Here is a 24,163-nt window from a genome sequence, read left to right on the forward strand (position 1 = left end):
TCACCCCTCGTTCAGGAGATCAAGTCATGTCAGACCAGAAGTCGCTGCAGCAGGCCATGGAGGCCGCGGGCAATCCCGTGGAGATGATGCGGAACTCGAAGGTGGGTGCCTACGTCTACCCGGTGGTGGCTCCCGAGTTCACCAACTGGCGGGACGAGGTCATCGCCTGGCGCGAGTCCGCCGTCATGTTCGATCAGACCCACCACATGGACAACCTGATCATTAAGGGCCCGGACGCCAAGAAGCTCGTCTCCTACACCGCGATCAACTCGCTGGAGAACTTCCCCGTCAACCGCGCCAAGCAGTACGTCCCGGTCACCCCGGCCGGCCACGTCATCGGAGACGGCATCCTGTTCCACGAGGACCAGGACCAGTACACCTACGTGGGCCGCGCCCCCGCCACCAACTGGCTGAAGTTCCATGCCGAGACCGGTGGCTATGACGTCGAGCTGGTCGAGGACCGGCGCTCGCCGTCGCGTCCCATGGGCAAGGCCGTGAGCCGTGAGTACTGGCGCCTGCAGATCCAGGGCCCCAAGGCCTGGGATGTCATCGAGAAGGTCAACGGCGGTCCGGTGGAGCAGCTGAAGTTCTTCCACATGGACACCATGAACGTGGCCGGCACCCAGGTGCGGACCCTGCGCCACGGCATGGCCGGTGCCCCCGGTCTCGAGCTGTGGGGCGACTACCGGGACTATGACAAGGTCCGTGAGGCCATCATGGAGGCAGGTGCTGAGTTCGGCCTCGCCGCCGTCGGTGCCCGCGCGTACTCCTCGAACACCCTGGAGTCCGGCTGGATCCCGTCCCCACTGCCGGCCATCTACTCCGGCGACGGCATGCTCGCGGACTACCGGGCCTGGCTCGGTGCCGACTCCTACGAGGCGAACAACGCCATCGCCGGCTCCTTCGTCTCTGACAACATCGAGGACTACTACACGACCCCGTGGGAGCTGGGCTACGGCAACTTCATCAAGTTCGACCACGACTTCATCGGCCGCGAGGCGCTCGAGAAGGTCGACGCCTCCACCCAGCGCCACAAGGTCACCCTCGCCTGGGACGATGCGGACATGGCCACCATCCACGCCTCGATGTACGGCAAGGGCGAGATCGGCTACAAGTTCTTCGACCTGCCCAACGCCAACTACGGCTCCTCGAACTTCGACTCCGTAGTGGACGACTCCGGCAAGGTCGTGGGCCTGTCCATGTTCACCGGCTACTCGGCGAACGAGCGCACCGCTCTCTCCCTGGCCGTCGTCGACCCGTCCGTGCAGGTCGGGGACCGGCTGAAGGTCGTCTGGGGCGAGCCCGACGGCGGCTCCGGCAAGACCACGGTGGAGCGTCACCGCCAGATCGAGGTCAACGTGACCGTCTCCCCGGTGCCGTACTCCTCCGAGGTGCGGGACAACTACGAGGGCTCCTGGCGCAAGGCCGGCCAGGTCTGAGCTGAATCGTCGCTGAGCGGGTCCGGGCCGGTGTGGCCCTGACTCGTAGGGGACCGCTTCCTGCCGGCAGCACTGAGGCCGTGCCTCCCTCGAGCCATCGAGGGAGGCACGGCCTCAGTGCTGATGCGGATCAGGCCGTGCACAGACGGTCTTCGGGTAACGCTTCCTCGGGCCCATTGAGGGCGCGGGAGATCCTCTGCGCGGTGGAGACCAGCGGGGGGATGAGCTGGTGTGGGGTGAAGCGGTCCTTCGGTGCCGTGATGCCGACAGAGGCCACGGGGTGGCCGTGTGGTCCGACGATCGGGGCGGCCAGGGCGATCACCCCGACGGCGATCTGGTCATAGGCGACGGCCACGCCGCGCTGACGGACCTCGGCCAGCAACTGCCGGAGTCGGTTCGGGTCCGTGTCGGTGTGAGGTGAATAGGCGGCGAGGGGCTGGCGCAGCAGGTCGTCGAGTTCCTCGGGGGGCAGGGCGGCCAGCAGAACACGGCCGGTGGCCGTGGCATGCATGGGCCAGCGCCCACCGAAGCGGCTGGTGACCGGTGCTCCGCCCGGTGCCAGCATCGACTCCAGGTAGAGCACGTCCTGCTGCACGGACACCGAGAGATGGATGTTGGTGTTGGTCGCGTGGTGCAGGCCGTGGAGATGGGGGTGGGCCAGCTGCTTCAGGCGCAGGCGGTGCCCGGCGAGTGAGCCGAGTTCCAGGACCTTGAGGCCGATGGTGTACTCACCGTCCGGCTGGCGGTGGAGGGCTCCCCATGCGGTCAGTTCGCCGACCAGGCGATGGGTGGTCGGGAGGGTCAACCCTGAGCGTCGTGCGATCGAACTCAGGGTCTGGCTGTCGTGCCGGTCGGTGAAGGTGTCCAGGATGGCCAGGACGCGGCCGGCGGCTGTGGGTTTGGACGGAGATGCCAAGACGACTCCTTTGGCGTGATCTGGGTCACATCAGTCTATGAGTGGATCCACTATAGAGATAGGTATGGTTTGCGTCGACCGGGTGCTTCGGTGGGTGCGCTCAGACCGCGAAGGGCCGGACCGAGGGTCCGAGGGGCCTTGATGGTGAGGTCCCCGGGGTGGCCGTGCCCAGGGCTCGGGACAGCGCGCGCGCCGTGGCATTCAGTGCTGGCAGGACCTGATGCACGGTCAGTGATCCGTCGATCTTCAGCGTGACGCTCAGGGCGGCCACCACCCGATCGCTGGGCCCGCGGACGGGCACCCCCACGGCGAAGGTGCCGAGCGTGATGGTCTCCCTCAACACGGCCACCCCGGTGCGCTGCACCTCCGCCAGCATCCTGCGCAGGGTGTCCGGATCGGTGATCGTGTGGTCCGTGTAGCGCTTCAGCGGGCTGGCCAGTACCTCCTGGCGGACAGCCGCCGGCGCGGAAGCCAGCAGGACCATGCCCGTGGCGGTGGTGTGCAGGGGCCAACGACCCCCGAGCCGGCTGAGGACGTGGGCCCCGGAGTGCCGTTGCAGGGACTCCACATACACCACGTCATGTCCGTCCCGGACAGAGAGATGCACGTTGGCCTTGACCGCGGACTGCAGGTCCGCGAGGTAGGCCGGGGCCACATCCCGCAGCTGCAGCATCTGCGGCTCGAGCGTGCCCAGTTCCAGCACCCGCAGTCCGACGGCGTACCGTCCCTCCGTGGTCCGCTCGAGTGCACCCCAGTCCCGGAGTTCGCCGACGAGTCGATGCGCCGTGCTCAAGGTCAGGTCCGCGCGGCGGCTGATCTCGCTCAAGGTCAGTTCGAGATGGTCCTGGTCGAAGACGTCCAGGACGGACAGGACGCGGCCCGCGGCCGTGCGATGGTCCTCTGCGGCGAGGGCCTCGTGCAGTGCGGGGTGATCCCCGGTTGATGGGGGCATCGAGTGGACTCCTCCCAGAATGTGACGTCCCTCACCATGGTGGGACATTCCCGGACGAGCGGTCCCCGGCTTCCATCGGGCGGAAGCCGTCGGCGCCGGTCCGGGCCGTCTTCCACGGGAAGGAATTGGGGCTGTGGGCCGCAGGCGGGGCATCTAGATTCGCTGACCATGACCGACCAGCACCACACATCACAGCGTCAGGATCCCGCGGGGCCGATGGAGGAAGCCTCGGCGGGCGCGGGCAGTTCGCTCCGGCCCCTGGCCGGACAGGTCGCTCTGATCACCGGTTGTGGCAAACCGGATGGCATGGGGCAGGGGATCGCCAGGGCGCTGGCCTGCCGGGGTGCATCGCTCGTCATCACGGACCGCGAACCCCGCGGTATCGCCAATGACCGCCAGCGGATGCTCGGGCAGGTCCCACCCAGTGGCCTGGTCGAGTTCGCGGACCAGCTGCGCCGGGAGGGCGTGGATGTGGTCACCGCCTTGGGGGACATCTCCCAGCGGGCCGACGTCGCCGGGATCCTGCAGGCGGTGCAGGACCGCTTCGGGCGGCTGGACATCCTGGTCAACAATGCGGCGGCCCCGCAGGGCCCGGACCGCCGGGACATCGAAGAGGTGCCGGACGAGGCCTTCGACCTGCTGATTGACGTCAATGTGCGTGGTACCTACGCCATGTGCCGAGCAGCCGTGCCGCTCATGCGGGCCGCACGCTACGGGCGGATCGTCAACATCTCCTCCATGGCCGGGCTCTCGGCGGCACCGTTCTCCGTGGCCTACTCCGCCTCCAAGGCCGCGGTGATCGGCCTGACGCGCGCCCTGTCCATGGACGTGGGGCCGTGGGGGGTCACGGTCAACGCGGTCTGCCCCGGTCTCGTGGCCACCAGTCGGGCCATCCTGGACCCCTCCGCTGACCTTGATGTGGAGTCCACGCTGGCGCAGCGCGGCCGGAACATCCCGGTCGGCAGGGTGGGCCAACCGGCGGACATCGGCGAGCTCGTCTCCTTCCTGGCCTCGCCAGGCGCCGGCTACGTCACCGGCCAGGCCATTCCCGTGGACGGCGGCGGCCTGACCCCCTTTCCGCTCCGCCAGCCACCCTCTGACGCCTGATCACCGTGATCGTCAGGGCCGCTCCCGACTCCGGATGGTCGACGATGCGGCTCCCGCGGCCGTGCACCACGACCTGTCCCATGTAGTTGCTTCAGGCAACTACATGGGCGTAGGGTGCGGACCATGGACACCGAGGACCTGGACCTGCATCGCAGCACCCTCCGCGCGCTGACCAGGCTCATGTCGCAATGGTCCTCGCTCGAGCTGCAACGGCAGATCACGGCCGACTCTGGTGTCGCCCTGGACCCGGTCGCGGTGCGCGCCCTCTACGGCCTCGGTACCGCCGGCGGCACCTCCCGCCCCAGCGCCCTGGCCGACGAGTTGCACCTCACCCGTCCCTCCACCTCAAAGCTCATCGCGCGCCTCGTCGAGGCGGGCCTGGTGGACCGTCACCCCGACGAGTCGGACGGCCGCTCCGTGCAGCTGGAGCTGACCGAGGAGGGCCACCGGACCTTCGAGACGCTCTTCGACGCCGGCGTCGACATGCTCGCCACCTCGACCGCCGGCTGGGACACGGCCGACCTGCGGGCCCTGGCCACCCTGCTCACCCGCTTCACCGGTGGATCCACCACCGACCGACCCACCCCTTGATCGAAAGGCCACCACCATGTCCCGCACCTACGTCATCACCGGCGCCGCCTCCGGCATCGGCAAAGTCACCGCCGAGATCCTTCGTGAGCGCGGGGAGACCGTCATCGGCGTCGACCTGAAAGGCGTCGACGTTGCCGGCGATCTCTCGAGCCACGAGGGCCGCCGCGCTGCGGCCGGGGAGGCCGCACAGCTCGCCGGGGGAACCGTCGACGCCGTCATCGCGTGCGCCGGTCTCTCCGTGATGAAGCCCGTGACGGTCGCGGTGAACTTCTTCGGCATGGCCGAGTTCCTCGAGGCGCTGCTGCCCGCTCTCGGTCGGTCCGAGGCGCCGCGCGCCGCTCTGGTCTCCTCCATGGCATCGCTGCAGCCCGTCTCCACCGCACTGGTCGATGCCATGCTCGCCGGTGACGAGGAGCAGGCCCTGTCGCTCGCGGGCTCGCTCGCGGAGGCATCGCCCGAGTCGAACCCCATCTACTCGTCTTCGAAGCGCGCCATCTCCCGCTGGGTGCGCCGAGAGGCCCCCACCGCGGCGTGGGGCGGTGCCGGCATCTCGCTGAACGCGGTCGCGCCCGGCACCGTGGTCACACCGATGACCAAGGATCTGCTGGCCAGCGAGCAGGGCCGTGCCATGACCGACGCCTACGTGCCGATGCCACTGAACTCCCATCAGGGTGCGGAGAGCATCGCGCACCTGTTGATCTGGCTGACCTCCGTGGAGAACACCCACTGCGCGGGCCAGACCATCTACTGTGACGGCGGCGTCGACACCGTGCTGCGCGGCGACGACGTGTGGTCCTGGAACGACGAGGCCATGGCCCGGAAATTCCAGGAGATCGGGGCGCGTCTGCGGGGCTGACACCTCGGGCCTACCGGGCCGGCGCGTGCTCCGGTGCCGGTTTCCGGCGCTCCTGGTCATAGACGGGTGAGGACAGCAGGAACGGGATGGCGGCCTTGCGCTCCTCGTTCAACGGCTCGTCCGGGAAGGACTCCTCGATCGCCCGGTGGCGTTCCACGACCCCGGCCTTGAACTCGGGGTGGGTGAGGATGAACATGTCACCGCGGCGGACCCCCTCAAGGACCCTCTCGCCGGCCTCCTCCGCACTCATGTACGGCTGTGTCAGCTGGAACGCGGTGGCCTCCGGGCCGGGGGCGGAATATCCCGAGGCGCCGTACTCGGCAGGCCGTTTGGCCACGGAGGAGGCGATGTTCGAATGAGTGGGTCCCGGGCAGTAGGCCGAGACGCCGACTCCCTCGGTCAGCAATTCGATGTGCAGGGCCTCTGATAGGGCGATGATCGCGGCCTTGGACATCGAGTAGAGACCGGCCACCACCGGCATCAGCCCTGCCATGGATGAGGTGTTCACGATGTGCCCGCCGTGACCATGCCGGCGGATGGCCGGCAGGAACGCCTGGATGCCGTGGGCCACGCCCTTGATGTTCACGTCGATCAACCAATCCCAGTCGGCGGGAGTGGCATCCGAGACAGCTCCGGTCAGGCCGATTCCGGCATTGTTGACCAGCAGGTCCACGCGTCCCTGTTCGGCCTCGATGCGCTGAGCCGCCTGCTGCATGGCGGCCAGGTCCGTCACGTCCACCTGAAGGGTGGCGACCTCAAGACCCCGAGCGGAGAACTCCGCCTGGGTCTCGGCCAGATGGTCCGTGCTGCGTCCGGTGACGTAGACGGTCATGCCCGCACGGGCGCAGGCCAGGGCGATGCCACGGCCGATCCCGCTGCTGCCGCCGGTGATGACGGCAACGCGACCGGTGAGTTCTTGCATGGGAGATCCTCTCGATGGCACCGGAGGTGCCGGCTGGCAGTTCAGGGGGTGGACGGGGAGCCGGGCTCGGTGACGGTGCCGGGCAGTTGGAGCAGTCGGGCGGCATTCTCCCGCAGGATCAGCGGCCGCACGGAGTCCCGCAGGGGCAGCTGGTCGAAGGCCTCCATCCACCGCTCCGGGGTGATGACCGGGAAGTCCGAGCCGAAGAGCACCTTGTGCTTGAGCAGGGTGTCCGCATACTGCACCAGTTGCGGCGGGAAGTACTTGGGGGACCAGCCGGAGAGGTCGATGTAGACCCGAGGTTTGTGGAGGGCGATGGACAGGGCCTCGTCCTGCCAGGGGAAGGAGGGGTGGGCCATGATGATGTCCATGTCCGGGAAGTCGGCCGCCACATCGTCGATGGCCAGCGGGTGGGAATACTTCAGCCTCACTCCGCCCCCGCCGCGGGATCCGGCGCCCACCCCGGTCTGGCCCGTGTGGAACAGCGAGATCAGGCCGAACTCCTCGATCACCTCGTACAGCGGGTAGGCCGTCCGGTCGTCGGGGAAGAACCTCTGGACACCGGGATGGAACTTGAAGCCGCGCACGCCATAGTCGCGGGCGAGGATCCGTGCCTCCCTCACGCCGGCTGCGCCCCGGGCCGGATCGATGCTGGCGAACGGCAACAGCACGTCCGCATGCTCGGCGGCCAGCTCGGCGATCTCGCGGTTCCCCGGCACCGGTTCGTCACCGGTGGCGGAGATCGAGTCCACCGTGAAGACGACGGCGGCCATCCGGCGCTCGCGGTAGTAGGCGGCGAGCTCGGGGACCGCGTACCCGTGCATCGTGCCGATCCCGAAGTACTCGCCCATCTGTTCGCCGGACTCGACCGGGCCGGCGTCGTCCTTCACCGAACGGTGGACGTGGACATGGACGTCGATCGCGGCCAGGTCCTGCCACTGCTGCAGGGACGGCGCACCGGCGTCCTGCGGGGACCCGGCGCTCATGCCGGGACCGCCTCGATGTAGTCGGCCGCGGTCCGCAACCGGACGTCCTCCGGGGTGATCCCGGCGGCGCACTCGACGAGCGTCAGCACCCCGTCGATCACGTGGAAGACCGCCAGGTCCGTATAGACCCGGGTGACGACCCCCCGGCCGGTCAGCGGGAACGTGCACTCGCGGACCAGCTTGGGCTGGCCGTGGCGGTCCACGTGCTCCATGCAGACCCACACCTGCGGGGTCCCGGCCACGAGGTCCATGGCACCACCCACGGCAGGATTGCGGCCCGGGACATACCAATTGGCCAGGTCACCGGCCTCGGACACCTGCAGTGCTCCCAGGATCGTCACGTCCAGGTGGCCGCCGCGGATGATCGCGAAGGAGGTGGCCGAGTCCACGATGGCCCCGCCGGGGATCATGCTGGTCGGCTGCTTCCCCGCGTTGGTCAGGTCCGGATCCTCGGCGCCGGGCTCGGGCGCGGGGCCGAGGCCCAGGATCCCGTTCTCGGACTGGAGGAAGACCTCCCGATCCGCGGGGATGTGCTGGGGCACCGCCAGCGGGATGCCCACCCCGAGGTTGACGGTGTAGCCGTCCACCAGGTCCGCGGCCAGGCGCTGGGCGATCTCGTCCCGCGTGCGCCCGGTGATCCGGGGCGATTCGGTGTTGGTCATGGACATGGTCAGCCCTTCTGGAGCGAGGCGGCCCGCCGGGGCAGGTCGGCCGGGATGGGTGCTGCAGTCATCACCACGTGGTCCACGAAGACCCCGGGGAGGTGGATGTCATCCGGGTCCAGCGACCCGGTGTCCACCAGTCGTTCGACCTCCACGAAGGTCGTCCGCCCGGACATGGCTGCCAGCGGATTGAAGTTCCGGGCGGAGAGGTGGAAGCGGAGGTTGCCCTTGGGATCGGCCTGCTGCGCCTTGACGAGGCCGAAGTCCGCCTTGATGCCGTACTCGAGGACGTGGGCCCGCCCGTCGAACACCCGTTCCTCCTTCGCCGGCAACAGCTCGCCCGGAGTTCCCCCGGAATAGGAGGCCGGGAAGGTCCCGTCCGAGAGCATGGTCTCCGCGCCGGAGGGCGTGAAGAACGCGGCGATCCCGGCACCACCGGCCCGCATGCGTTCCGCCAGGGTGCCCTGCGGGATCAGCTCCAGCTCCACGCGGCCCGCGAAGTACTCGTCGTAGAACTCGGGCAGCACGGGGAAGGACCCGGTCAGTCGGCGGACCCGGCCCTCCATGACGAGCCGGCCGATGCCCGTGAAATCGTCACCCACGTTGTTGACGTAGAGGTGCAGGTCCTTCTTGCCGAGGTCGGACAGGGCATTGAGCAGGGCATCCGGGCGCCCGGAACTGCCGAAGCCGCCGACGGCGATCGAGGCACCGTCCCAGACGGCATCCAGGTGCTCGTGGAGATCGGTGCGGAACTTGTTCATCACGGTGCGTCCTACTTCTCTTCTGGTTCTCGAGAGGGGCGGCCGGGTCTGGGGCCGGCGGGTGGTGGCATCGACCGGTGATGGTCCGGTCATGCAGTAGTCAATCCCCACTGGCCCCTGGGGTCATCCCGGTTTCCACGCGGTAGAAGACGGAGCCCTGGCGGGGCCCCGCTGGCACCCTCTGAAGGCGATTGTGACCCTGATCACGGTGAATCCTTCCATGCGGCGGAAAGCCCGTGGCAGCGTGCCGGCGGACGGAGCACCGTGGAGGCAGCTGCATCACCGGCATCTGCATCCGGTGATGCGCCCACCTCACCGCCGGCGCCTCGTCCGTTGCGCCACCTGCCAGAAAGGGTCCCCCTGAGCATGAAGACTCGTGCGGTCGTATGCCGCGAACCCGGAACGCCCTGGGAAGTCACCGAACTCGACCTTGATGAGCCGAAGGCCAACGAGGTCCGCATCAAGATGATGGCCGCGGGAATGTGCCATTCGGACGACCACATCCAGAAGGGGGATGCGGCCATGCGCATGCCCGTGGTGGGCGGGCATGAAGGTGCCGGCATCATCGATGCGGTGGGCGAGGGCGTGACCCGCGTGCAGGTGGGAGACCACGTGGTGTGCTCCTTCATCCCGGCCTGTGGATCCTGCCGCTATTGCTCCACCGGTCACCAGAACCTGTGTGATTCCGGGAAGAACGCCGCCACCGGCGAATTCCCGGACGGCACCTTCCGCTTCCACCAGGACGGCGTGGACTTCGGCGGTCTCTGTGTGCTGGGGACCTTCTCCCAGCACACGGTGGTCTCCGAGTACTCCGTGATCCCGATCCCGAAGGACCTCCCCTTCGACGTCGCCTGCCTGGTGGGCTGCGGTGTCCCCACAGGATGGGGTTCGGCCGTCCACGCCGCCGGCGTCCAGGTGGGGCAGACCGCGGTCATCTTCGGAGCCGGCGGGGTCGGCATGAACGCCGTCCAGGGCGCGGCCATGTCCGGCGCCAATCGCGTGGTGGTGGTGGACCCAGTGGAGTTCAAGCGGGACAAGGCCCTGGAGTTCGGGGCCACCCAGGTGTTCGCCACGGCCCAGGAGGCCACGGACTTCGTCATCGAGGCCACCTGGGGTGAATTGGCCGACCACGCCATCATCACGGTCGGCAGCCTGCATGACCAGGTCATCCATGACGCCATCAACATCGTCGGCAAATCCGGCCAGGTGACCATCACCGCCGTCGGCAACGGGTCCATCAAGGAGCACCCGGGTGCCCTGATCGGCTTCCAGCGCCGGATCCAGGGTGCCATCTTCGGTGGCTGCAACCCTCTGCATGACGTGCCCCGCCTGGTCAGCATGTACCAGAACGGCAAGCTCAAGCTCGACGAGCTGATCACCAACCGCTACTCCATGGCCCAGGTGAACGAGGGCTACCAGGACATGCTCGACGGCAAGAACATCCGCGGCATCATCACCATCGACCACTGAGCCAGCGCCCGAGACGGAAGAGAACACCATGACCGCAGTCATCGATCCCCAGGCCACCCTCGACACCCCGCTGCTGGCAGACAATGTCCAGCTGATCGGCGGGGAATGGGTCCCCGCCGCCTCCGGCGAGACCATCGACGTCATCAATCCGGCCGATCGCAACCTCCTGGGCCGGGTGCCCCGGAGCAACGCTGAAGATGTGGACGCCGCCGTCCAGGCCGCCGAGCGCGCCCTCCCGGGCTGGCGTGACACGAATGCCACGGCCCGTGCCGGGCTGCTGCTGCGCTGGGCATCCCTCGTGGAGGAGAACGCCCAGACCCTGGACCAGCTGGAATCCCGCGACGTCGGCCGCCCCCACTGGGGACCCTCGCCCCTGGCGGGGATGATCCGCTTCATCGCGGGCCAGGCGGACAAGGTCCAGGGCGTCTCGCTGCCGACCTATTCGCCGGACGTCCTCGGCTTCACCTTGCGCGAGCCCTACGGCGTGGTCGGGGCCATCATCCCGTGGAACGCGCCCGGCCCGATGTTCACCAACGAGGTCGCCGCGGCGATCGCCGCGGGCAACACCATCGTCATCAAGCCTGCCGAGGATGCACCCCTGGCACCCCTGGCGTTGGCCCGGCTCGCCATGGACGCCGGGATCCCGGCCGGCGTGATCAACGTGGTCACCGGTCTCGGATCCGAGGCCGGCGCCGCCATCCCGAGGCATCCCGGCATCCGGCGCGTGGGATTCACCGGCTCACCGGCCACCGGCTCTCTCGTGATGGAGTCCTGTGCCCGGAACCTCATCCCCCTCCACCTGGAACTGGGCGGGAAATCACCCCAGGTGATCTTCCCGGATGCTGACCTCGCCGTGGCCGCACCCGCGATCGCCACCGGCATCACTCTCAACACCGGGCAGATCTGCGCCGCGGGCTCCCGCGTGGTGGTGCATCGCAACGTCCACCAGGAAGTGGTCGAGCGGTTGGCCGAGGCCATGCAGAAGGTCACCGTGGGTCCCTGGCACCAGCAGGTGAACATGGGCCCGTTGATCAACGGCCGCCAGCACGAGCGGGTCATGGGGTACATCGAGGCCGGCAAGGCGGGCGGCGCTGACGTGGTTGTGGGTGGTGACGCGCCCTCCGGCAGTGAATACGGTGACGGGTTCTTCGTCAACCCCACCCTCTTCGACAACGTCAGCCCGGACATGACGATCGCCCAGGAGGAGATCTTCGGCCCGGTGCTCTCCGTCATTCCAGTTGACAGCGAGCAGGAGGCCATCGAGGTGGCCAACGGCGTGGACTACGGGCTGGTCGCCTCCGTGTGGACCCAGGACGTGGGCACCGCCGTCCGGATGTCCCGGGCCCTGCAGGCCGGCCAGGTGGGCGTCAACAACGCCCTGGGCGCCGGCGTCATCGGCGGCCCCTTCGGCGGCTACAAGAGCAGCGGCTTCGGCCGGACCATGGGCGCCGACGCCGTCCTCAACTGGACGCAGATCAAGACCGTCTCGATGCGTGGCGCCACGCCCGCGGCCCACTGAACGAAAGGCAGACCGACATCATGGCTATCACCACACCCACGGCGGCCAGCGACCAGCCCACCAGCGTGCGGGTCAGCGGGGACACCCTCACCACCCGGGCGGCCGTCGCCCGGGGCCCCCACGACGGCTGGCAGGTCACCGACCTGCGGCTGGACCCGCCGAAGGAGCATGAGGTCCGGGTCAAGCTCCATGCCTCCGGCCTGTGCCATTCGGACCACCACATCACCGCCGGGGACGCCCCGGTCCGCTTCCCGATCGTGGGCGGGCACGAGGGGGCCGGCATCGTGGAGTCGGTCGGCCCGAGCGTCACCCGGGTGAAGCCGGGCGACCGGGTGGTCTGCGCCTACATCCCGGCCTGCGGCTACTGCCGCCCGTGCTCGACCGGGCACCAGAACATGTGCGTCAAGGGGCTCAACGCCGGGACGGGCATGTTCCTGGACGACACCTTCCGGTTCCACGACGGTGACGGAGAGGACGTCGGCGGGTTCTGCACCCTGGGCACGTTCTCCCAGTACACGGTGCTCTCCGAGTACGCCGCCGTCCCGCTGCCGGATGGCATCCCGTTCGAGCTCGGTGCGCTGGTGGGCTGCGGCGTCCCCACCGGGTGGGGATCCGCCGTCTATGCGGCCGAGGTCCGCGCGGGGGACACCGTGGTGATCTTCGGAGCCGGCGGTGTGGGCTCCAATGCGGTCCAGGGGGCCCGCTACGCCGGGGCCAAGAACGTGATCGTCGTGGATCCCGTGGCCTTCAAGCGGGAGTCCGCGCTCGAGCTGTTCGGGGCCACCCATGCGTTCGCCACGGCTCGGGAGGCCCATGACTTCGTGGTGGAGACCACCTGGGGGCAGCTGGCCGACAAGGTCATCATCACCGCGGACGCCGTCACCCAGGAGATGGCCAATGCCGGCATCGCGATGACCGGCAAGGGCGGCAAGCTCACCATCACCTCGGTCGGCCACCTGAACGAGCAGGCCGTGACCATTCATGCCGGACTGCTCATCAGCTACCAGCGGCAGATCCGCGGGGCCCTGTTCGGTGACTGCAATCCGTTGTATGACATCCCGAAGCTGCTGGGCCTCTACCGGACCGGAGACCTCAAGCTCGAGGAACTCATCACGCGGAAGTACACCCTCGACGAAGTGAACACGGCCTACGAGGATCTGCTGGCCGGCCGCAACATCCGCGGCATCATCGTCCACGAGCAGTAGGAGCGCGTCCATGACCCAGACTATCCTCGACCCCACTGGAAGAGGGGCCCAGCACGCGGGGTCCGCCGCAGGTCCAGCCGACCCGCAGGGCCGCCCGACTCCTGAGCTGGCGCCCCGGCCGGCGTCGTTGGCCGGAGCCCGGATCGGGCTGCTGGACAACACGAAGCACAACGCCCTGCTGTTCCTGACCGTGGTGGGGGAGCTCCTCGTGGAGGAGCACGGTGCCGCGTCCGTCGGCATCGTGGAGACCAAGAAGAACTTCTCCATCCCCGTGGACGAGGAGATCGTCTCCCGGTACCGGGAGTCGTGCGACGTGGTAGTCACCGGAGTCGGCGACTGCGGTTCCTGCAGTGCCGCCGCCGTGGCGGACGGGATCAACTTCGAGCGGGCCGGCCTGCCGGCCGCCGTGGTCCTCACCGATGCCTTCGACATCACGGGCCGCACCATGGCCGGGGTGCAGGGGGCGCCGGACTATGAATGGATCCGGACCGAGCACCCGATGGCCGTGCTGACCGAGGAACAGGTGCGTGAACGCGCTCGCCTGCTGCTGCCGGAGATCCTGTCCACCCTGACGGTCTCGGACCAGGAGGGGCGAGCATGACCGCGGCGCCCGTGCAACACGAGCAACACGAGCAACACGAGCAGCACGGTCAGTCCCTGGACCCTGCTGCCGCCCAGAGCGCCATCGAGCACGCCTACGAGCAGGGATGGACGGACGGGCTGCCCGTGGTGCCGGCCACCCAGGACCTCGTGGACCGGTTCCTCGCGGCTGCTGGCCGCCCTGCCGGCGAAGTGCTCAGCCACCTGAAGCAGGTCGACCGCACCGTGACGGTCGAACTGCTGGCCATCAACGCGGCCATGGCCGGATGCCGGCCGGAGTACTTCCCGGTGGTCCTGGCCGCCTGGCAGGCGCTCGCCCAGGAGCGGACCACCGGTGGCGGCGGCTGGCAGTCCACGAGTGGACCGGCCCCATTGATCATCGTCAACGGACCACTGCGCCAGGAACTCGGATTCAACAGCACCGGAGGGGTGTTCGGGCCCGGCTTCCGGGCCAATGCCACCGTGGCCAGGGCCATCGGCCTCACCGTCCGCAACGCATATGGGATCCGCCCGCACGAGCTCGAACAGGCCACGCAGGGCGTGCCCGGACGGTGGTCCATCTGTCTCGCGGAGAATGAGGAGGAAAGCCCCTGGGCCCCCCTCGCGGAAGACCTCGGGGTCAGCGGCAACGCCGTGACATCCACGTTGTTGCGCACCAGCGAGTTCGTGGACAACCGGCATACGTCCGATCCGGAGCAGTTGCTCGCAGACTTCGCCGACACCATCGGCCGTTCCGGCCCGTGGATCTTCCGGAATGCCGGCGCCGGAGTGGTGCTGTGCCCCGAACACGCCAACCAGCTCGCCAAGGCCGGGTTCTCCCGTGCCGACGTGGCGGCCTGGCTCGGCGAGCACGCCGGACGCACCACGGGACAGCTCGCCGCCGTGGGCAAGGACCGGGCCAACGAGAACGGAGTCCGGTTCCCGGGGGCCACCGGGGACAACAGGGACACCACAGACCCGGAACAGTTCCAGCGCACCATCGCCGACCCGGCCTCCATGATCGTGGCCGTGGCAGGGTCCCGCAACGCCGGGATCTCCATGGTGGTGCGCTACTTCGCCGACTGGTCCGGAAAACCAGTGGCCATCACCACCGGCACGTCACCACAGAAGGATGATCGATGACCAGCACTGACGTGGAGGAACGCCTGGCCGGCACGCCGCTGGAGGATCCGCTGGCCGCCCAGGGGACCGCCCGGATGGCCGGGCGCCGAGCCCTCATCACGGGGGCTGGGCAGAACGGGGACCTGCCCGGCGTCGGATACGGCATCGCCCGGCTCCTGGCGGCCCGCGGCGCCTCTGTGGTGGTGCTGGACCGCAGCGACGAGGCGGCCCAGCGCACCGTCGACCGGATCACGGCCGAGGGCGGCACGGCTCACGCCCTGACCGCGGACGTGACCACCGACGCCGCGTGCGAGCAGGCCGTGACCGAGGCCGCCGGACTCCTCGGCGGATTGGACACCCTCGTGAACAACGTGGCGAGCGGGGACCGGGCGGGGATCTTCGAGGTCACACCCGAACGGCTCGACGAACTGATGAACATCAACTTCACCTCCGCCTGGTCCGTCACCCGCCACGCGGTGCCCCATCTGCCCCCGGGCAGCGCCATCCTCAACATCTCATCCGTGGGCGTGAGCGCTCGCGGGCCCGGGATGCCGTACTGCGTGGCCAAGGCCGGGCTGGAGAACTTCAGCGTGGGAGCGGCCTCAACCCTCGGACCGCAGGGCATCCGCGTCAACTGCATCGAGGTGGGTGCCATCTGGGGCTCCTTCGCCGCCGCCAATATGGACGAGCGCTTCCGTGAGGCACGCCGGGAGAGCACCACCCTGAAGAAGGAGGGCAGCGCCTGGGACATCGCCCATGCCGCCGCCTTCCTGCTCAGTGACGAAGCCCGGTGGATCACTGGCCAGATCCTGGCGGTGGACGGCGGTCCCTTCGGGCGCAGCGGTCCCGCCACCCCACCCGTGGCCACCGTGGCCCGCTAAGGAGAGACTGACGATGACACAGCGTTTGCATGACCACCTGCCGGACACCGTGAGGGCCGTGGTCCAGACCGGTCCCAGCGCCCTCGAGATCCGGGAGTTCCCCCGGCCGGTGATCGGCCCGGACGACGGCCTGCTGAGGGTCGAGGCCAATGGCATCTGCGGTTCGGACGTGGAGATCTTCCGCGGCCACCTCCAAGGCAGGTCCCGGCCGCCCTTCATCCCCGGGCACGAGCCGCTGGGCATCATCGAGGAGCTCGGCGAACATGCCGCCGAGCGGTGGGGCGTCCAGGTGGGTGACCGCGTGGCCCTCGAGGTGATCGTGCCCTGCCGGTCCTGTGCCGACTGTCTCGTGGGCCGTTACCAGGCCTGCCGCCACAAGCAGAACGGCCATGGCGTCACCCCGGTGGACGTGGAGCCGTCCCTCTACGGCGGTTTCGCGGAGTACCTGTACCTCGCGCCCAACGCGGTGATGCACAAGATCGACCCATCCCTGCCGATCGACATCGCCGCCATGTACAACCCCCTGGGAGCCGGGGTCCGGTGGGCGGTGGACCTGGGCGAGGTGGGTCTGGGTGACACCCTGGTGGTCCTCGGAGCCGGCCAGCGGGGGCTGGCCGCCGTGATGGCGGCCAAGGCCGCCGGCGCCCGCACGGTCATCATCACCGGGCTGGAGTCCGACCGGCACAAGCTGGCGGTCGCCGAGGAGCTGGGTGCGGACCACACCGTGGTGGTGGATGGGCCGGCCGGACGGGACATCGTCGAGGCCGTCACCGAGATCACCGGGGGCCGGATGGCGGATGTCTCACTGGATCTGACGCCCATGGCGGCCGGACCGGTCACGGACGCCCTGAAGGTGGTCCGCCACGGCGGCCGCGTGGTGCTGGCCGGTCTGAAGGGCGGGCGCGAGATCCCGCTCAGCACGGATCTGCTGATCAACCGGGGACTCACCGTCCGGGGCGCCTACGGCGTGGACTCGGCTGCCAATGAGAAGGCCATCGCCCTGCTGGAATCCGGACGCTTCCCGCTGGAGCGGCTGCACACCCACACCTTCGGCCTGGAACAGGTGGCCGAGGCCATCGAGACCCTCGCCGGAGACCGTGAGGACAAGACCGCCATCCACGTCACGGTCCAACCCCATCTCGGCCGAACCCTTGATCCAGTGGTGGCGCCGCACCTCCTGACCGCGAGCCACTGAGTCATCCCCGAACAGGACAAGGACACCCCATGATCATTGACGCCCACGCCCATGTGCTGCCAGACGGCTATCCCGAGGACGCCCCCTCCTGCTTCCCCTCCATGGAGTCCGTGGCGGGCTCCACGGACCGCACCCTCGTCTTCGGCGAGATGCGGTTCCGGGCCAAGGACGTGTTCTTCGCCGCCGAACGGCGCCTCGAGGCGCAGGACGCCTCGGGCGTGGACCGGGAGGTGGTCAGCCCCATGCCGCCGCTGCTGAAGTACGACCTCCCTCCTGCTGACGGCCTGGCCCTGGCCCAGCACGTCAATCACTTCACCGCGGAACTGTGCGGCCATGACCCGGACCGGCTGACCGGTCTCGGCATGGTGCCGTTGCAGGACCCGGACGCCGCCACCGGCGAACTGGCCGCGATCAAGGAGGCGGGCCTGGCCGGCGTCGAGATCGCCTCGAACATCCTGGGGGACTCGATCGGGCACGAGAGGTTCCTGGGCTTCTTCCAGGAGGCCGAACGGCTCGGCCTGTCCGTGTTCGTCCACGCCATGCCCTCACCCATGAACCGGCTGCCGACGTCCGCCATGGGGACCTATGTCGTGGGGGTGGAGGGCATGTTCGCGGCCGGTTCCATGGTGTTGGGCGGGACGGCCGCCGCCTGCCCGGACCTGCGCATCTCCTTCAGTCATGCCGCCGGCGGCTTCGCCATGATGCTGCCGCGGGCCAATTACTTCTGGGGCGGCGCCTGGAACGAGGGTCCGGTGGACCTGGACCGGGCCGTGATGCACGACGACGGCCCCTCGCCTCTGGAGATCGCGCGGCGGTTCTACTACGACTCGATGGTCTTCGACCACCGGACGCTGCGCTATCTCATCGACCTGCTCGGAGCCGACCGGCTGCTGGTGGGATCGGACTTCCCCGCGATGCTCCGCGAGGACCCGGTGGCCAAGACCCTGCGTGACATGGATCTGCCCGCGGAGCAGTGGGAGGACATCAGCTCACGCAACGCCCTGCGCTGGCTGGGAGAGGACTGACCGGCACCTGCCCTGACGGCTTCCGACTGGCTTTCACCCGATGGAATTCACCTGTGAGCGACTCTCTGACTGGGCCAGACTTCTCGTAAGCGAGATGTGCTGTAAGTCACATCCCGGTCCTGTCGTCCACCACTGTGGGGAGTCGTCATGAGCTGTAGACCACGCCAGAAGGGCCCGCGCCGCGGGGTCCTGGGAACCGTCGCCCTGGCGGCGAGCCTAGGCCTCGTCCTCGCCGGATGCGGGGCCGGGGACGCCGGCACCAACGCCTCGGGCAACGGGGAAGCCGCAGCGGGTGAACCCCAGTCCGGCGGTGACCTGACCGTGCTCCTGGACGCCGGGTACTCCGGCGGCTGGGACACCGGGCTGGACCCGGCCACCTCCAACTCGGTGGGCGCGAACCAGTCGCTGAACTCGGCGATCTTCGGCGGACTGTTCACCCTCGAGGCGGATGAGAACGGTGAGAACGCGGAGATCGTGCCCCACCAGGCCGAGAGTTACGAGTTCTCGGAGGATGGGCTGACCCTGACGGTGAAGCTCCGGGAGGGCATCACCTTCTCGGACGGGACGCCCATGGATGCTGAGGCCGTCCTGTGGAACTGGATCCGCAACCTCAGCTCGGGGAGCACAGGAGCCCCGCAACTGGACCTGGCCCAGGACCAGCCGGTGCCGGAACTCGACCAGCAGTTCCTGGACGATCTCTACGCGGCCCTGCCCGAGGACGTGGACCAGGAGCTGATCGAGCAGCGGCTGGGAGCCATCCGTGCCGTGGATGACGTGACGTTGGAGATCGAGCTCGCCACCGCGAACGGCGCCCTCGTGAACGCCATGCCCTACAACAACCTGAATCTCATCGCCTCGCCGACGGCGTATCAGGAGATGGGCGCCCAGGAGTTCAGTCAGGCCCCCGTGGCGGCGGGTCCGTTCACGGTGGAGGCCAACCGCATCAGCGAGCGTCTGGACCTGGATAAGAACGAGGACTACTTCAAGGACGGTCTGCCGTACCTGGACGAGCTGTCCTTCCAGTCCGTGGCCGGAGACCAGGTCATGTACCAGACGTTGCAGGCCGGTCAGGGCGATGCGATCGAGGGCTTGAGCTCTCTGACCCTGATCGAGCAGGCCCAGTCCAATCCCCAGGTCACCACCACCCTGGGGGCGCCGACCTCGCCGTACGTGATCCAGTTGAACACGCGCAAGGCGCCGTTCGATGACAAGAAGGCCCGGGAGGCGATCTACTACGCCACGGATTTCGAGGCCATCAACGAGGGACTCTTCGGTGGCCAGGGTGACATGTCGCAGTCGTTCACCGCCTCCGGTGGCTTGTTCCACCAGCAGGAGGTCGAGGGGTACCGCACCTATGACCCGGAGAAGGCCCGGGAGCTGGTCGAGGAGATCGGCGGGCTCACGGTGGAGCTGGGGACCACGGACATCGTGACCGCGCGTCAGGTCACCACGGCGCTGCAGACCCAGTGGCAGGACGCCGGGATCGACGTCACGATCGACTCCAAGCCCCTCGGTGACGTGATCACCAAGTTCGGCACCGGGGAGTGGGAGTCCATGCTCCAGACTGCGGGCGCATGGGACCCGGCTGCCGGAATCGGTGTGGGCGTCCGCTTCGGCTCCACCTCCACGTACAGCGGCACTCCGCTGCCGGAGGGGGCCAGCACCGCGGCCGAGGCCCTGGCCGGTGGGTTGCAGACCGACCTGGACCAGGTCATCCAGGACGCCGCCGGAACGGTGGACGAACAGGAACGTGAACAGCTCTACCAGCAGGCCGCGAAGATGATCTCCGACGAGGCCTATGGTCCCTTCGGTATCGCCTTCTCCCCGGCCCAGGTGGTCCGCAAGGGCGTTCACGGCCCCGGACTCACCACCCCGATTCCTGCTCTGGCGGTCAATCCCGGGGTCATCTACGAGCGCGTGTGGGTTGAACAGTGACTGACACCGCCGTCCACCCGCACGCGGCCCGGCCGGACGGGACCAAGCCACCCGGCAGGCAGGGACGCGGGGTCACCCAGGGCGCCGGCAGCGGCTCGCCTCTGCTGAGGCTCTTCGGTCGCCGCCTGCTGATGACCATTCCACTGCTGCTGGCCATCAGCGTCCTGGTCTTCGTGCTGCTGGAGATGATGCCGGGAGACCCGGCGCGCAACCAGGCCGGTATGGATGCCTCCGAGGAGCAGGTCGAGGCCGTGCGCCAGCGCATGGGCCTGGACCGGCCCGCGCCGGAGAGATATTTCGGCTGGCTCTTCGGTCTCTTCCGCGGGGACCTCGGCCAGTCTTCCGTCAGCGGCCAGCCGGTGGCGGACATGATCGCCGATCGCGCTCCGGTCACCCTGGAGCTGGTCGTCCTCGCCTTCGTGGTCTCCCTCGGGATTGCGATCCCGGTGGCCCTGATGGCCGCACGCAAGCCCGGCGGGCTGTTCGACCGGGCCACCATGGTGGTCGCCATGACCATGTTGGCGGTTCCGAACTTCGTGCTGGCCATGCTGCTCGTCCTGGTCTTCGCGATCACGCTCCAGATGCTGCCCGCCATCGGATTCGTCCCGCTGGAGGACGGGCTGGTGCCCAACCTGAGATCTGTCGCCATGCCGGTCCTGGCCCTGGCCGTCCCCCTGGCGGCCTTCTATACCCGTTTCCTGCGCGGCGACCTCGTCGAGCAGATGAACTCCGCCGACTACGTGGACACGGCCCGGTCCAAGGGCGTCCGCCCCGGGTTGGTGCTCTGGCTCCATGCCTTCCGCAATTCCTCCTTCGGGCTGCTGACCATCGTGGGCCTGAACATCGGCACCCTGGTGGGTGGCACGGTCATCATCGAACAGATCTTCGCGATGCCGGGGATGGGCATGATGATGCTGGAGGGCGCCATGTCCCAGGACGTGGCCGTGGTGCAGATGTGTGTGTTCATCTTCGCGGCCGTGGCCGTGCTCGCCAACCTCGTCGTCGACCTGATGTACGCCGTCCTCGACCCAAGGATCCGTTATGGCAGTCACTGAAGCCCCCGCGGTCCTCGCCGCGTTGCCCGAGGTCCACGACGATTCCGACCTGCGCTGGGGCCGCCTGCGCCAACGGCTGGTGGTCGGCCTGCCGGTGGCCTTCGTCAGCCTGCTGCTGCTGGCCTGCTTCGTGGCCCCGTACGTGTTTCCCGTACCGGCCCCGGTCGGCGGAAGCATCCTGGAGAGCGCCCTGCCGCCGGGCAGCCCCGGCCACCTGCTGGGCACGGACATCAACGGCAATGACGTCCTGGCCCGGCTGCTGCACGGTGGCCAGTCATCGCTGATCGTGGCCATCTCCGTCAACCTCATCGGCCTCGCCGTCGGCGGGGGCATCGGCGCCTTGTCCGGCTATGTCGGCGGCCGGGTGGACAACCTCATCATGCGCGTCCTGGACGTGTTCATCGCCTTCCCCTCCCTGGTCCTCACCATCTTCATCGCCCAGGCCCTGGGCCCGAGTATCCCGAACACCATCCTGGCGCTGTCCGCCTTCAGCATCCCGGCCGTGGCCCGAGTGGCCCGCTCGGCCACGCTGAGGGTGATGACCATGCCGTACCTGCAGGCCGCTGAACTCAGCGGAAGCCCGGCCTGGCGAATCCTCCTGAGGCACGTGGCGCCGAACATCACCCCGCAGATGCTGAACTTCGCCATGCTCGGCATGGGCATCGTGATCGTGACGGAGGGCGCCCTGAGCTTCCTCGGCCTCGGCATCCCACCGCCCGCACCGAGCTGGGGGAACATGATCTTCGAGGGCCAGCAATCAATGTCCGCCACACCACTGCTGGTGCTGTGGCCCAGCCTGGCCCTCCTGGCCACGGTGCTGTCCTTCAACCTGTTGGGTGAGAACATCCGCGACGAGATGAGTGGGCGATGAGCACGACCATGACCATCACACCAGAACCGGCTACCTCCGACGGGATCGGAGACAAGCCGGTCCTCAGGGTCAGAGACCTGCAGGTCACGTTCACGCGGGCCGGCAAGCGCATCCGGGCCGCCAAGGGAGTGTCCTTCAACGTCCGGCCCGGGAAGATGCTGGCCATCATCGGTGAATCGGGCTCGGGCAAGTCCGTCACCGTCCGCGCCCTGATGGGACTCTTGCCGCCCAGTGCCAAGGTCGCGGGGTCCGCAGACCTCGACGGCCAGGAACTGGTGGGCCTGAGTGACCGGAAGATGAGGTTGGTGCGGGGCCAGGAGATCTCCATGGTCTTCCAGGACCCGGCACGCTCCTTGAACCCGACCATGTCGGTGGGTGCGCAGATCGTGGAATCGGTCCGGACCCATCGAACGGTCGGCCGCAAGGAGGCGGCGGAGCGGGCCATCGAACTCCTCAAACTCGTGCGGCTGCCAGCTCCGGAGAAGCGGTTCCACCAGTATCCGCACCAGCTGTCCGGCGGCATGCGCCAGCGCGTCATGATCGCCATCGCGCTGGCATCCGACCCCAAGGTACTGATCGCGGACGAGGCGACCACGGCCCTGGATGTGACCACCCAGGCCCAGATCATGGAACTGCTGGTGGACCTGCGCGAGCGGCTGGGGACGGCGGTCATCATGATCAGCCACGACCTGGGACTGGCGGCCAGCTACGCCGACGAAGTGCTCGTGATGTATGCCGGCCAGGTGGTGGAGCAGGCCGAGACCTCGGAACTCTTCGCCAACGTGAGGATGCCGTATACCCGCGCCCTCCTGGAGGCCATTCCCCAGGTGTCCCGGCCGTCCCACTCGGCCCTGACCGTCATCGGTGGGCACCCGCCGGATCCCTCCCAGCGGATCGAGGGCTGCCCGTTCCGGCCGCGATGCGTCCGGGCGACCGAGACCTGTGTCACGGCGCCGGCACTGCTGGAGCATGACGCCGGCCACTGGTACGCGTGCTGGCATCCGGTGACCGGCGATCCCCGAGAGGAGACTGAGTCATGAGCGAACCGTTGCTGTCCGTCAGGAACATCGTCCAGGAGTTCGAGAGCCGTGGACCCGGGGGAGTGAAGGAAGGCGTGGTCCATGCCGTCTCCGACATCTCGTTCGACCTGATGCCCGGCGAGACCCTGGGGATCGTGGGGGAGACCGGCTCGGGAAAGTCCACCCTGGCACGTGCCGTGATCCAGGTCGACCGGCCGAAATCAGGATCCGTGGTGTTCAGAGGCGAGGACCTCACCGGGCTCAGCCGCAAAGAGCTGAAGAAGGTCTGGTCCAATTTCCAGATGGTCTACCAGGATCCCTTCAGCTCCCTGAACCCGCGGTGGCGGATCGAGGACGTGGTGGCCGAACCACTGGACAGCCACCGCTCACTGAGCCGGCAGGAACGTCGGGCGAAGGTGCGGGAGCTCCTGGACCTCGTGGGCCTGGACCCGGACACCTACCTGCGGCGCAGGCCCATGGAACTGTCCGGCGGACAGGCACAGCGGGTCGCCATCGCCCGGGCCATCGCCCTGGATCCGGCGGTCATCATCTGCGACGAGGCCATCTCCTCCCTGGACGTCCTCATTCAGGCGCAGGTGATCAACCTGTTCGAGAAGCTCCGCGTGGAACTGGGGCTGTCCTACCTCTTCATCGCCCACGACCTCGCCACGGTGAAGCAGGTCAGCGACCGGGTCGCGGTGCTCTATCTCGGCCAACTGGCCGAGATCGCCCCCTCGGATCGGATGTACGAGACGCCGCGTCATCCCTATACGCGTGCCCTGCTGGACTCGGTGCCCGGCCTCGACCCGGAGACCGGGGTGGCCAAGCGGCCCATCACCCTGCCCGGGGACGTCCCCAGCCCGCTGGATCCGCCCTCGGGGTGTCGATTCCGCACCCGCTGCCCTTTTGCCCAGGAGATCTGTGCGGCCGTGGAGCCGAAGCTGGAACCGTGTTCGGGCGGCGGATTCGTGGCCTGTCATTTCCCTTTGGACGACGATGGCCTGCCCACCAACGGGCATCCGGAGGGTGCCAAGGCTGCCATGCCCGCGTAGCGCCTTTCGTCCGACGGAAGGTGCATGGTAGCGGCCGGCCGCC

At 68.5% G+C, this 24,163-nt stretch carries 23 protein-coding genes; 17 read left to right on the forward strand and 6 right to left on the reverse strand.

The features are described 5' to 3' along the window. Positions 1 to 26: 26 nt before the first annotated feature. Entirely contained in the window at positions 27 to 1,439 is a 1,413-nt protein-coding gene (gene ligM / locus IEX49_RS06775; RefSeq protein ID WP_188805410.1) for a vanillate/3-O-methylgallate O-demethylase, read from the forward strand. A 130-nt stretch (positions 1,440 to 1,569) separates the two neighbouring features. Here ligM and IEX49_RS06780 read toward each other — a convergent pair whose 3' ends face one another. Next, positions 1,570 to 2,355, reverse strand: a complete 786-nt coding sequence (locus IEX49_RS06780) for an IclR family transcriptional regulator (protein WP_188805411.1) — start codon at positions 2,353 to 2,355, stop codon at positions 1,570 to 1,572. Positions 2,356 to 2,455: 100 nt separating this feature from the next. Continuing rightward, the gene (locus IEX49_RS06785; RefSeq protein WP_188805412.1) at positions 2,456 to 3,307 is read right to left on the reverse strand and encodes an IclR family transcriptional regulator; all 852 of its coding nucleotides are present in this window, start codon (positions 3,305 to 3,307) and stop codon (positions 2,456 to 2,458) included. 168 nt (positions 3,308 to 3,475) lie between these two features. Between IEX49_RS06785 and IEX49_RS06790 the strand changes: the two genes are divergently transcribed. The 3 genes from IEX49_RS06790 to IEX49_RS06800 all read left to right on the forward strand — a co-directional run bounded on the left by IEX49_RS06790 (position 3,476) and on the right by IEX49_RS06800 (position 5,861). Further along, complete coding sequence (locus IEX49_RS06790) at positions 3,476 to 4,414, forward strand: SDR family NAD(P)-dependent oxidoreductase (protein WP_188805413.1); 939 nt, start codon at positions 3,476 to 3,478, stop codon at positions 4,412 to 4,414. A gap of 123 nt (positions 4,415 to 4,537) precedes the next feature. Further along, positions 4,538 to 5,005, forward strand: coding sequence for a MarR family winged helix-turn-helix transcriptional regulator (locus IEX49_RS06795; protein WP_188805414.1), 468 nt, complete (start codon positions 4,538 to 4,540; stop codon positions 5,003 to 5,005). Positions 5,006 to 5,021: 16 nt separating this feature from the next. Beyond that, positions 5,022 to 5,861 carry an SDR family oxidoreductase gene (locus IEX49_RS06800; protein WP_188805415.1) on the forward strand — a complete coding sequence of 280 codons (840 nt, stop codon included), beginning with the start codon at positions 5,022 to 5,024 and terminating at the stop codon, positions 5,859 to 5,861. 10 nt (positions 5,862 to 5,871) lie between these two features. Here the strand turns inward: IEX49_RS06800 and IEX49_RS06805 are convergent, their stop codons facing one another. The 4 genes from IEX49_RS06805 to IEX49_RS06820 are packed head-to-tail and all read right to left on the reverse strand — an operon-like array spanning position 5,872 to position 9,192. Continuing rightward, a complete protein-coding gene (locus IEX49_RS06805) occupies positions 5,872 to 6,783 on the reverse strand; it encodes an SDR family NAD(P)-dependent oxidoreductase (protein WP_188805416.1) in 912 nt (303 codons plus the stop codon). 41 nt (positions 6,784 to 6,824) lie between these two features. After that, positions 6,825 to 7,769, reverse strand: coding sequence for an amidohydrolase family protein (locus IEX49_RS06810; protein ID WP_188805417.1), 945 nt, complete (start codon positions 7,767 to 7,769; stop codon positions 6,825 to 6,827). Next, positions 7,766 to 8,431 carry a 3-oxoacid CoA-transferase subunit B gene (locus tag IEX49_RS06815; protein WP_188805418.1) on the reverse strand — a complete coding sequence of 222 codons (666 nt, stop codon included), beginning with the start codon at positions 8,429 to 8,431 and terminating at the stop codon, positions 7,766 to 7,768. The genes IEX49_RS06810 and IEX49_RS06815 overlap by 4 nt, the downstream gene beginning before the upstream one ends. 8 nt (positions 8,432 to 8,439) lie before the next feature. Then, on the reverse strand, positions 8,440 to 9,192 hold the full coding sequence (locus IEX49_RS06820) for a CoA transferase subunit A (protein ID WP_229672375.1): 753 nt from the start codon (positions 9,190 to 9,192) through the stop codon (positions 8,440 to 8,442). Positions 9,193 to 9,558: 366 nt separating this feature from the next. On the opposite strand from IEX49_RS06820, the gene IEX49_RS06825 reads away from it, so the two are divergent. The 13 genes from IEX49_RS06825 (at position 9,559) to IEX49_RS06885 (ending at position 24,120) form a co-directional block, all read left to right on the forward strand. Continuing rightward, on the forward strand, positions 9,559 to 10,662 hold the full coding sequence (locus IEX49_RS06825; RefSeq protein ID WP_159548723.1) for an NDMA-dependent alcohol dehydrogenase: 1,104 nt from the start codon (positions 9,559 to 9,561) through the stop codon (positions 10,660 to 10,662). 28 nt (positions 10,663 to 10,690) lie between these two features. Beyond that, positions 10,691 to 12,181: an aldehyde dehydrogenase family protein gene (locus IEX49_RS06830; RefSeq protein WP_188805420.1), complete on the forward strand. Its 1,491-nt coding sequence runs from the start codon at positions 10,691 to 10,693 to the stop codon at positions 12,179 to 12,181. 20 nt (positions 12,182 to 12,201) lie between these two features. Then, positions 12,202 to 13,386 carry an NDMA-dependent alcohol dehydrogenase gene (locus tag IEX49_RS06835; protein ID WP_188805421.1) on the forward strand — a complete coding sequence of 395 codons (1,185 nt, stop codon included), beginning with the start codon at positions 12,202 to 12,204 and terminating at the stop codon, positions 13,384 to 13,386. Between the two features lie 10 nt (positions 13,387 to 13,396). Further along, positions 13,397 to 13,987 (forward strand): UGSC family (seleno)protein, encoded by a 591-nt coding sequence (locus tag IEX49_RS06840; protein WP_188805422.1) that lies wholly within the window; start codon positions 13,397 to 13,399, stop codon positions 13,985 to 13,987. After that, positions 13,984 to 15,108 carry a hypothetical protein gene (locus tag IEX49_RS06845; protein WP_188805423.1) on the forward strand — a complete coding sequence of 375 codons (1,125 nt, stop codon included), beginning with the start codon at positions 13,984 to 13,986 and terminating at the stop codon, positions 15,106 to 15,108. The genes IEX49_RS06840 and IEX49_RS06845 overlap by 4 nt, the downstream gene beginning before the upstream one ends. Next, positions 15,105 to 15,968, forward strand: coding sequence for an SDR family NAD(P)-dependent oxidoreductase (locus IEX49_RS06850; RefSeq protein WP_229672339.1), 864 nt, complete (start codon positions 15,105 to 15,107; stop codon positions 15,966 to 15,968). The genes IEX49_RS06845 and IEX49_RS06850 overlap by 4 nt, the downstream gene beginning before the upstream one ends. 13 nt (positions 15,969 to 15,981) lie before the next feature. Next, positions 15,982 to 17,163, forward strand: a complete 1,182-nt coding sequence (locus IEX49_RS06855; protein WP_229672340.1) for a zinc-dependent alcohol dehydrogenase — start codon at positions 15,982 to 15,984, stop codon at positions 17,161 to 17,163. Positions 17,164 to 17,192: 29 nt separating this feature from the next. Beyond that, positions 17,193 to 18,188: an amidohydrolase family protein gene (locus tag IEX49_RS06860; RefSeq protein ID WP_188805424.1), complete on the forward strand. Its 996-nt coding sequence runs from the start codon at positions 17,193 to 17,195 to the stop codon at positions 18,186 to 18,188. A gap of 147 nt (positions 18,189 to 18,335) precedes the next feature. Then, positions 18,336 to 20,123, forward strand: coding sequence for an ABC transporter substrate-binding protein (locus IEX49_RS06865; protein WP_188805425.1), 1,788 nt, complete (start codon positions 18,336 to 18,338; stop codon positions 20,121 to 20,123). Beyond that, positions 20,120 to 21,178 (forward strand): ABC transporter permease, encoded by a 1,059-nt coding sequence (locus IEX49_RS06870; RefSeq protein WP_229672341.1) that lies wholly within the window; start codon positions 20,120 to 20,122, stop codon positions 21,176 to 21,178. Before IEX49_RS06865 ends, IEX49_RS06870 begins: the two co-directional genes overlap by 4 nt. After that, positions 21,165 to 22,049: an ABC transporter permease gene (locus IEX49_RS06875; protein ID WP_188805426.1), complete on the forward strand. Its 885-nt coding sequence runs from the start codon at positions 21,165 to 21,167 to the stop codon at positions 22,047 to 22,049. Before IEX49_RS06870 ends, IEX49_RS06875 begins: the two co-directional genes overlap by 14 nt. Positions 22,050 to 22,057: 8 nt before the next feature. Next, positions 22,058 to 23,089, forward strand: a complete 1,032-nt coding sequence (locus IEX49_RS06880) for an ABC transporter ATP-binding protein (RefSeq protein WP_188805427.1) — start codon at positions 22,058 to 22,060, stop codon at positions 23,087 to 23,089. Continuing rightward, a complete protein-coding gene (locus IEX49_RS06885) occupies positions 23,086 to 24,120 on the forward strand; it encodes an ABC transporter ATP-binding protein (RefSeq protein ID WP_188805428.1) in 1,035 nt (344 codons plus the stop codon). The genes IEX49_RS06880 and IEX49_RS06885 overlap by 4 nt, the downstream gene beginning before the upstream one ends. Positions 24,121 to 24,163: the final 43 nt, after the last annotated feature.

This window comes from Citricoccus zhacaiensis (assembly GCF_014645315.1).
GTDB lineage: Bacteria > Actinomycetota > Actinomycetes > Actinomycetales > Micrococcaceae > Citricoccus > Citricoccus zhacaiensis.

Bases quoted from the DNA above. Each gene is read 5' to 3' on its own strand.
- ligM (WP_188805410.1), top strand. From the start codon at position 27: ATGTCAGACCAGAAGTCGCTGCAGCAGGCCATGGAGGCCGCGGGCAAT.
- IEX49_RS06785 (WP_188805412.1), bottom strand. From the start codon at position 3,307: ATGCCCCCATCAACCGGGGATCACCCCGCACTGCACGAGGCCCTCGCC.
- IEX49_RS06790 (WP_188805413.1), top strand. From the start codon at position 3,476: ATGACCGACCAGCACCACACATCACAGCGTCAGGATCCCGCGGGGCCG.
- IEX49_RS06795 (WP_188805414.1), top strand. From the start codon at position 4,538: ATGGACACCGAGGACCTGGACCTGCATCGCAGCACCCTCCGCGCGCTG.
- IEX49_RS06800 (WP_188805415.1), top strand. From the start codon at position 5,022: ATGTCCCGCACCTACGTCATCACCGGCGCCGCCTCCGGCATCGGCAAA.
- IEX49_RS06805 (WP_188805416.1), bottom strand. From the start codon at position 6,783: ATGCAAGAACTCACCGGTCGCGTTGCCGTCATCACCGGCGGCAGCAGC.
- IEX49_RS06810 (WP_188805417.1), bottom strand. From the start codon at position 7,769: ATGAGCGCCGGGTCCCCGCAGGACGCCGGTGCGCCGTCCCTGCAGCAG.
- IEX49_RS06815 (WP_188805418.1), bottom strand. From the start codon at position 8,431: ATGACCAACACCGAATCGCCCCGGATCACCGGGCGCACGCGGGACGAG.
- IEX49_RS06820 (WP_229672375.1), bottom strand. From the start codon at position 9,192: ATGAACAAGTTCCGCACCGATCTCCACGAGCACCTGGATGCCGTCTGG.
- IEX49_RS06825 (WP_159548723.1), top strand. From the start codon at position 9,559: ATGAAGACTCGTGCGGTCGTATGCCGCGAACCCGGAACGCCCTGGGAA.
- IEX49_RS06830 (WP_188805420.1), top strand. From the start codon at position 10,691: ATGACCGCAGTCATCGATCCCCAGGCCACCCTCGACACCCCGCTGCTG.
- IEX49_RS06835 (WP_188805421.1), top strand. From the start codon at position 12,202: ATGGCTATCACCACACCCACGGCGGCCAGCGACCAGCCCACCAGCGTG.
- IEX49_RS06840 (WP_188805422.1), top strand. From the start codon at position 13,397: ATGACCCAGACTATCCTCGACCCCACTGGAAGAGGGGCCCAGCACGCG.
- IEX49_RS06845 (WP_188805423.1), top strand. From the start codon at position 13,984: ATGACCGCGGCGCCCGTGCAACACGAGCAACACGAGCAACACGAGCAG.
- IEX49_RS06850 (WP_229672339.1), top strand. From the start codon at position 15,105: ATGACCAGCACTGACGTGGAGGAACGCCTGGCCGGCACGCCGCTGGAG.
- IEX49_RS06855 (WP_229672340.1), top strand. From the start codon at position 15,982: ATGACACAGCGTTTGCATGACCACCTGCCGGACACCGTGAGGGCCGTG.
- IEX49_RS06860 (WP_188805424.1), top strand. From the start codon at position 17,193: ATGATCATTGACGCCCACGCCCATGTGCTGCCAGACGGCTATCCCGAG.
- IEX49_RS06865 (WP_188805425.1), top strand. From the start codon at position 18,336: ATGAGCTGTAGACCACGCCAGAAGGGCCCGCGCCGCGGGGTCCTGGGA.
- IEX49_RS06875 (WP_188805426.1), top strand. From the start codon at position 21,165: ATGGCAGTCACTGAAGCCCCCGCGGTCCTCGCCGCGTTGCCCGAGGTC.
- IEX49_RS06880 (WP_188805427.1), top strand. From the start codon at position 22,058: ATGACCATCACACCAGAACCGGCTACCTCCGACGGGATCGGAGACAAG.
- IEX49_RS06885 (WP_188805428.1), top strand. From the start codon at position 23,086: ATGAGCGAACCGTTGCTGTCCGTCAGGAACATCGTCCAGGAGTTCGAG.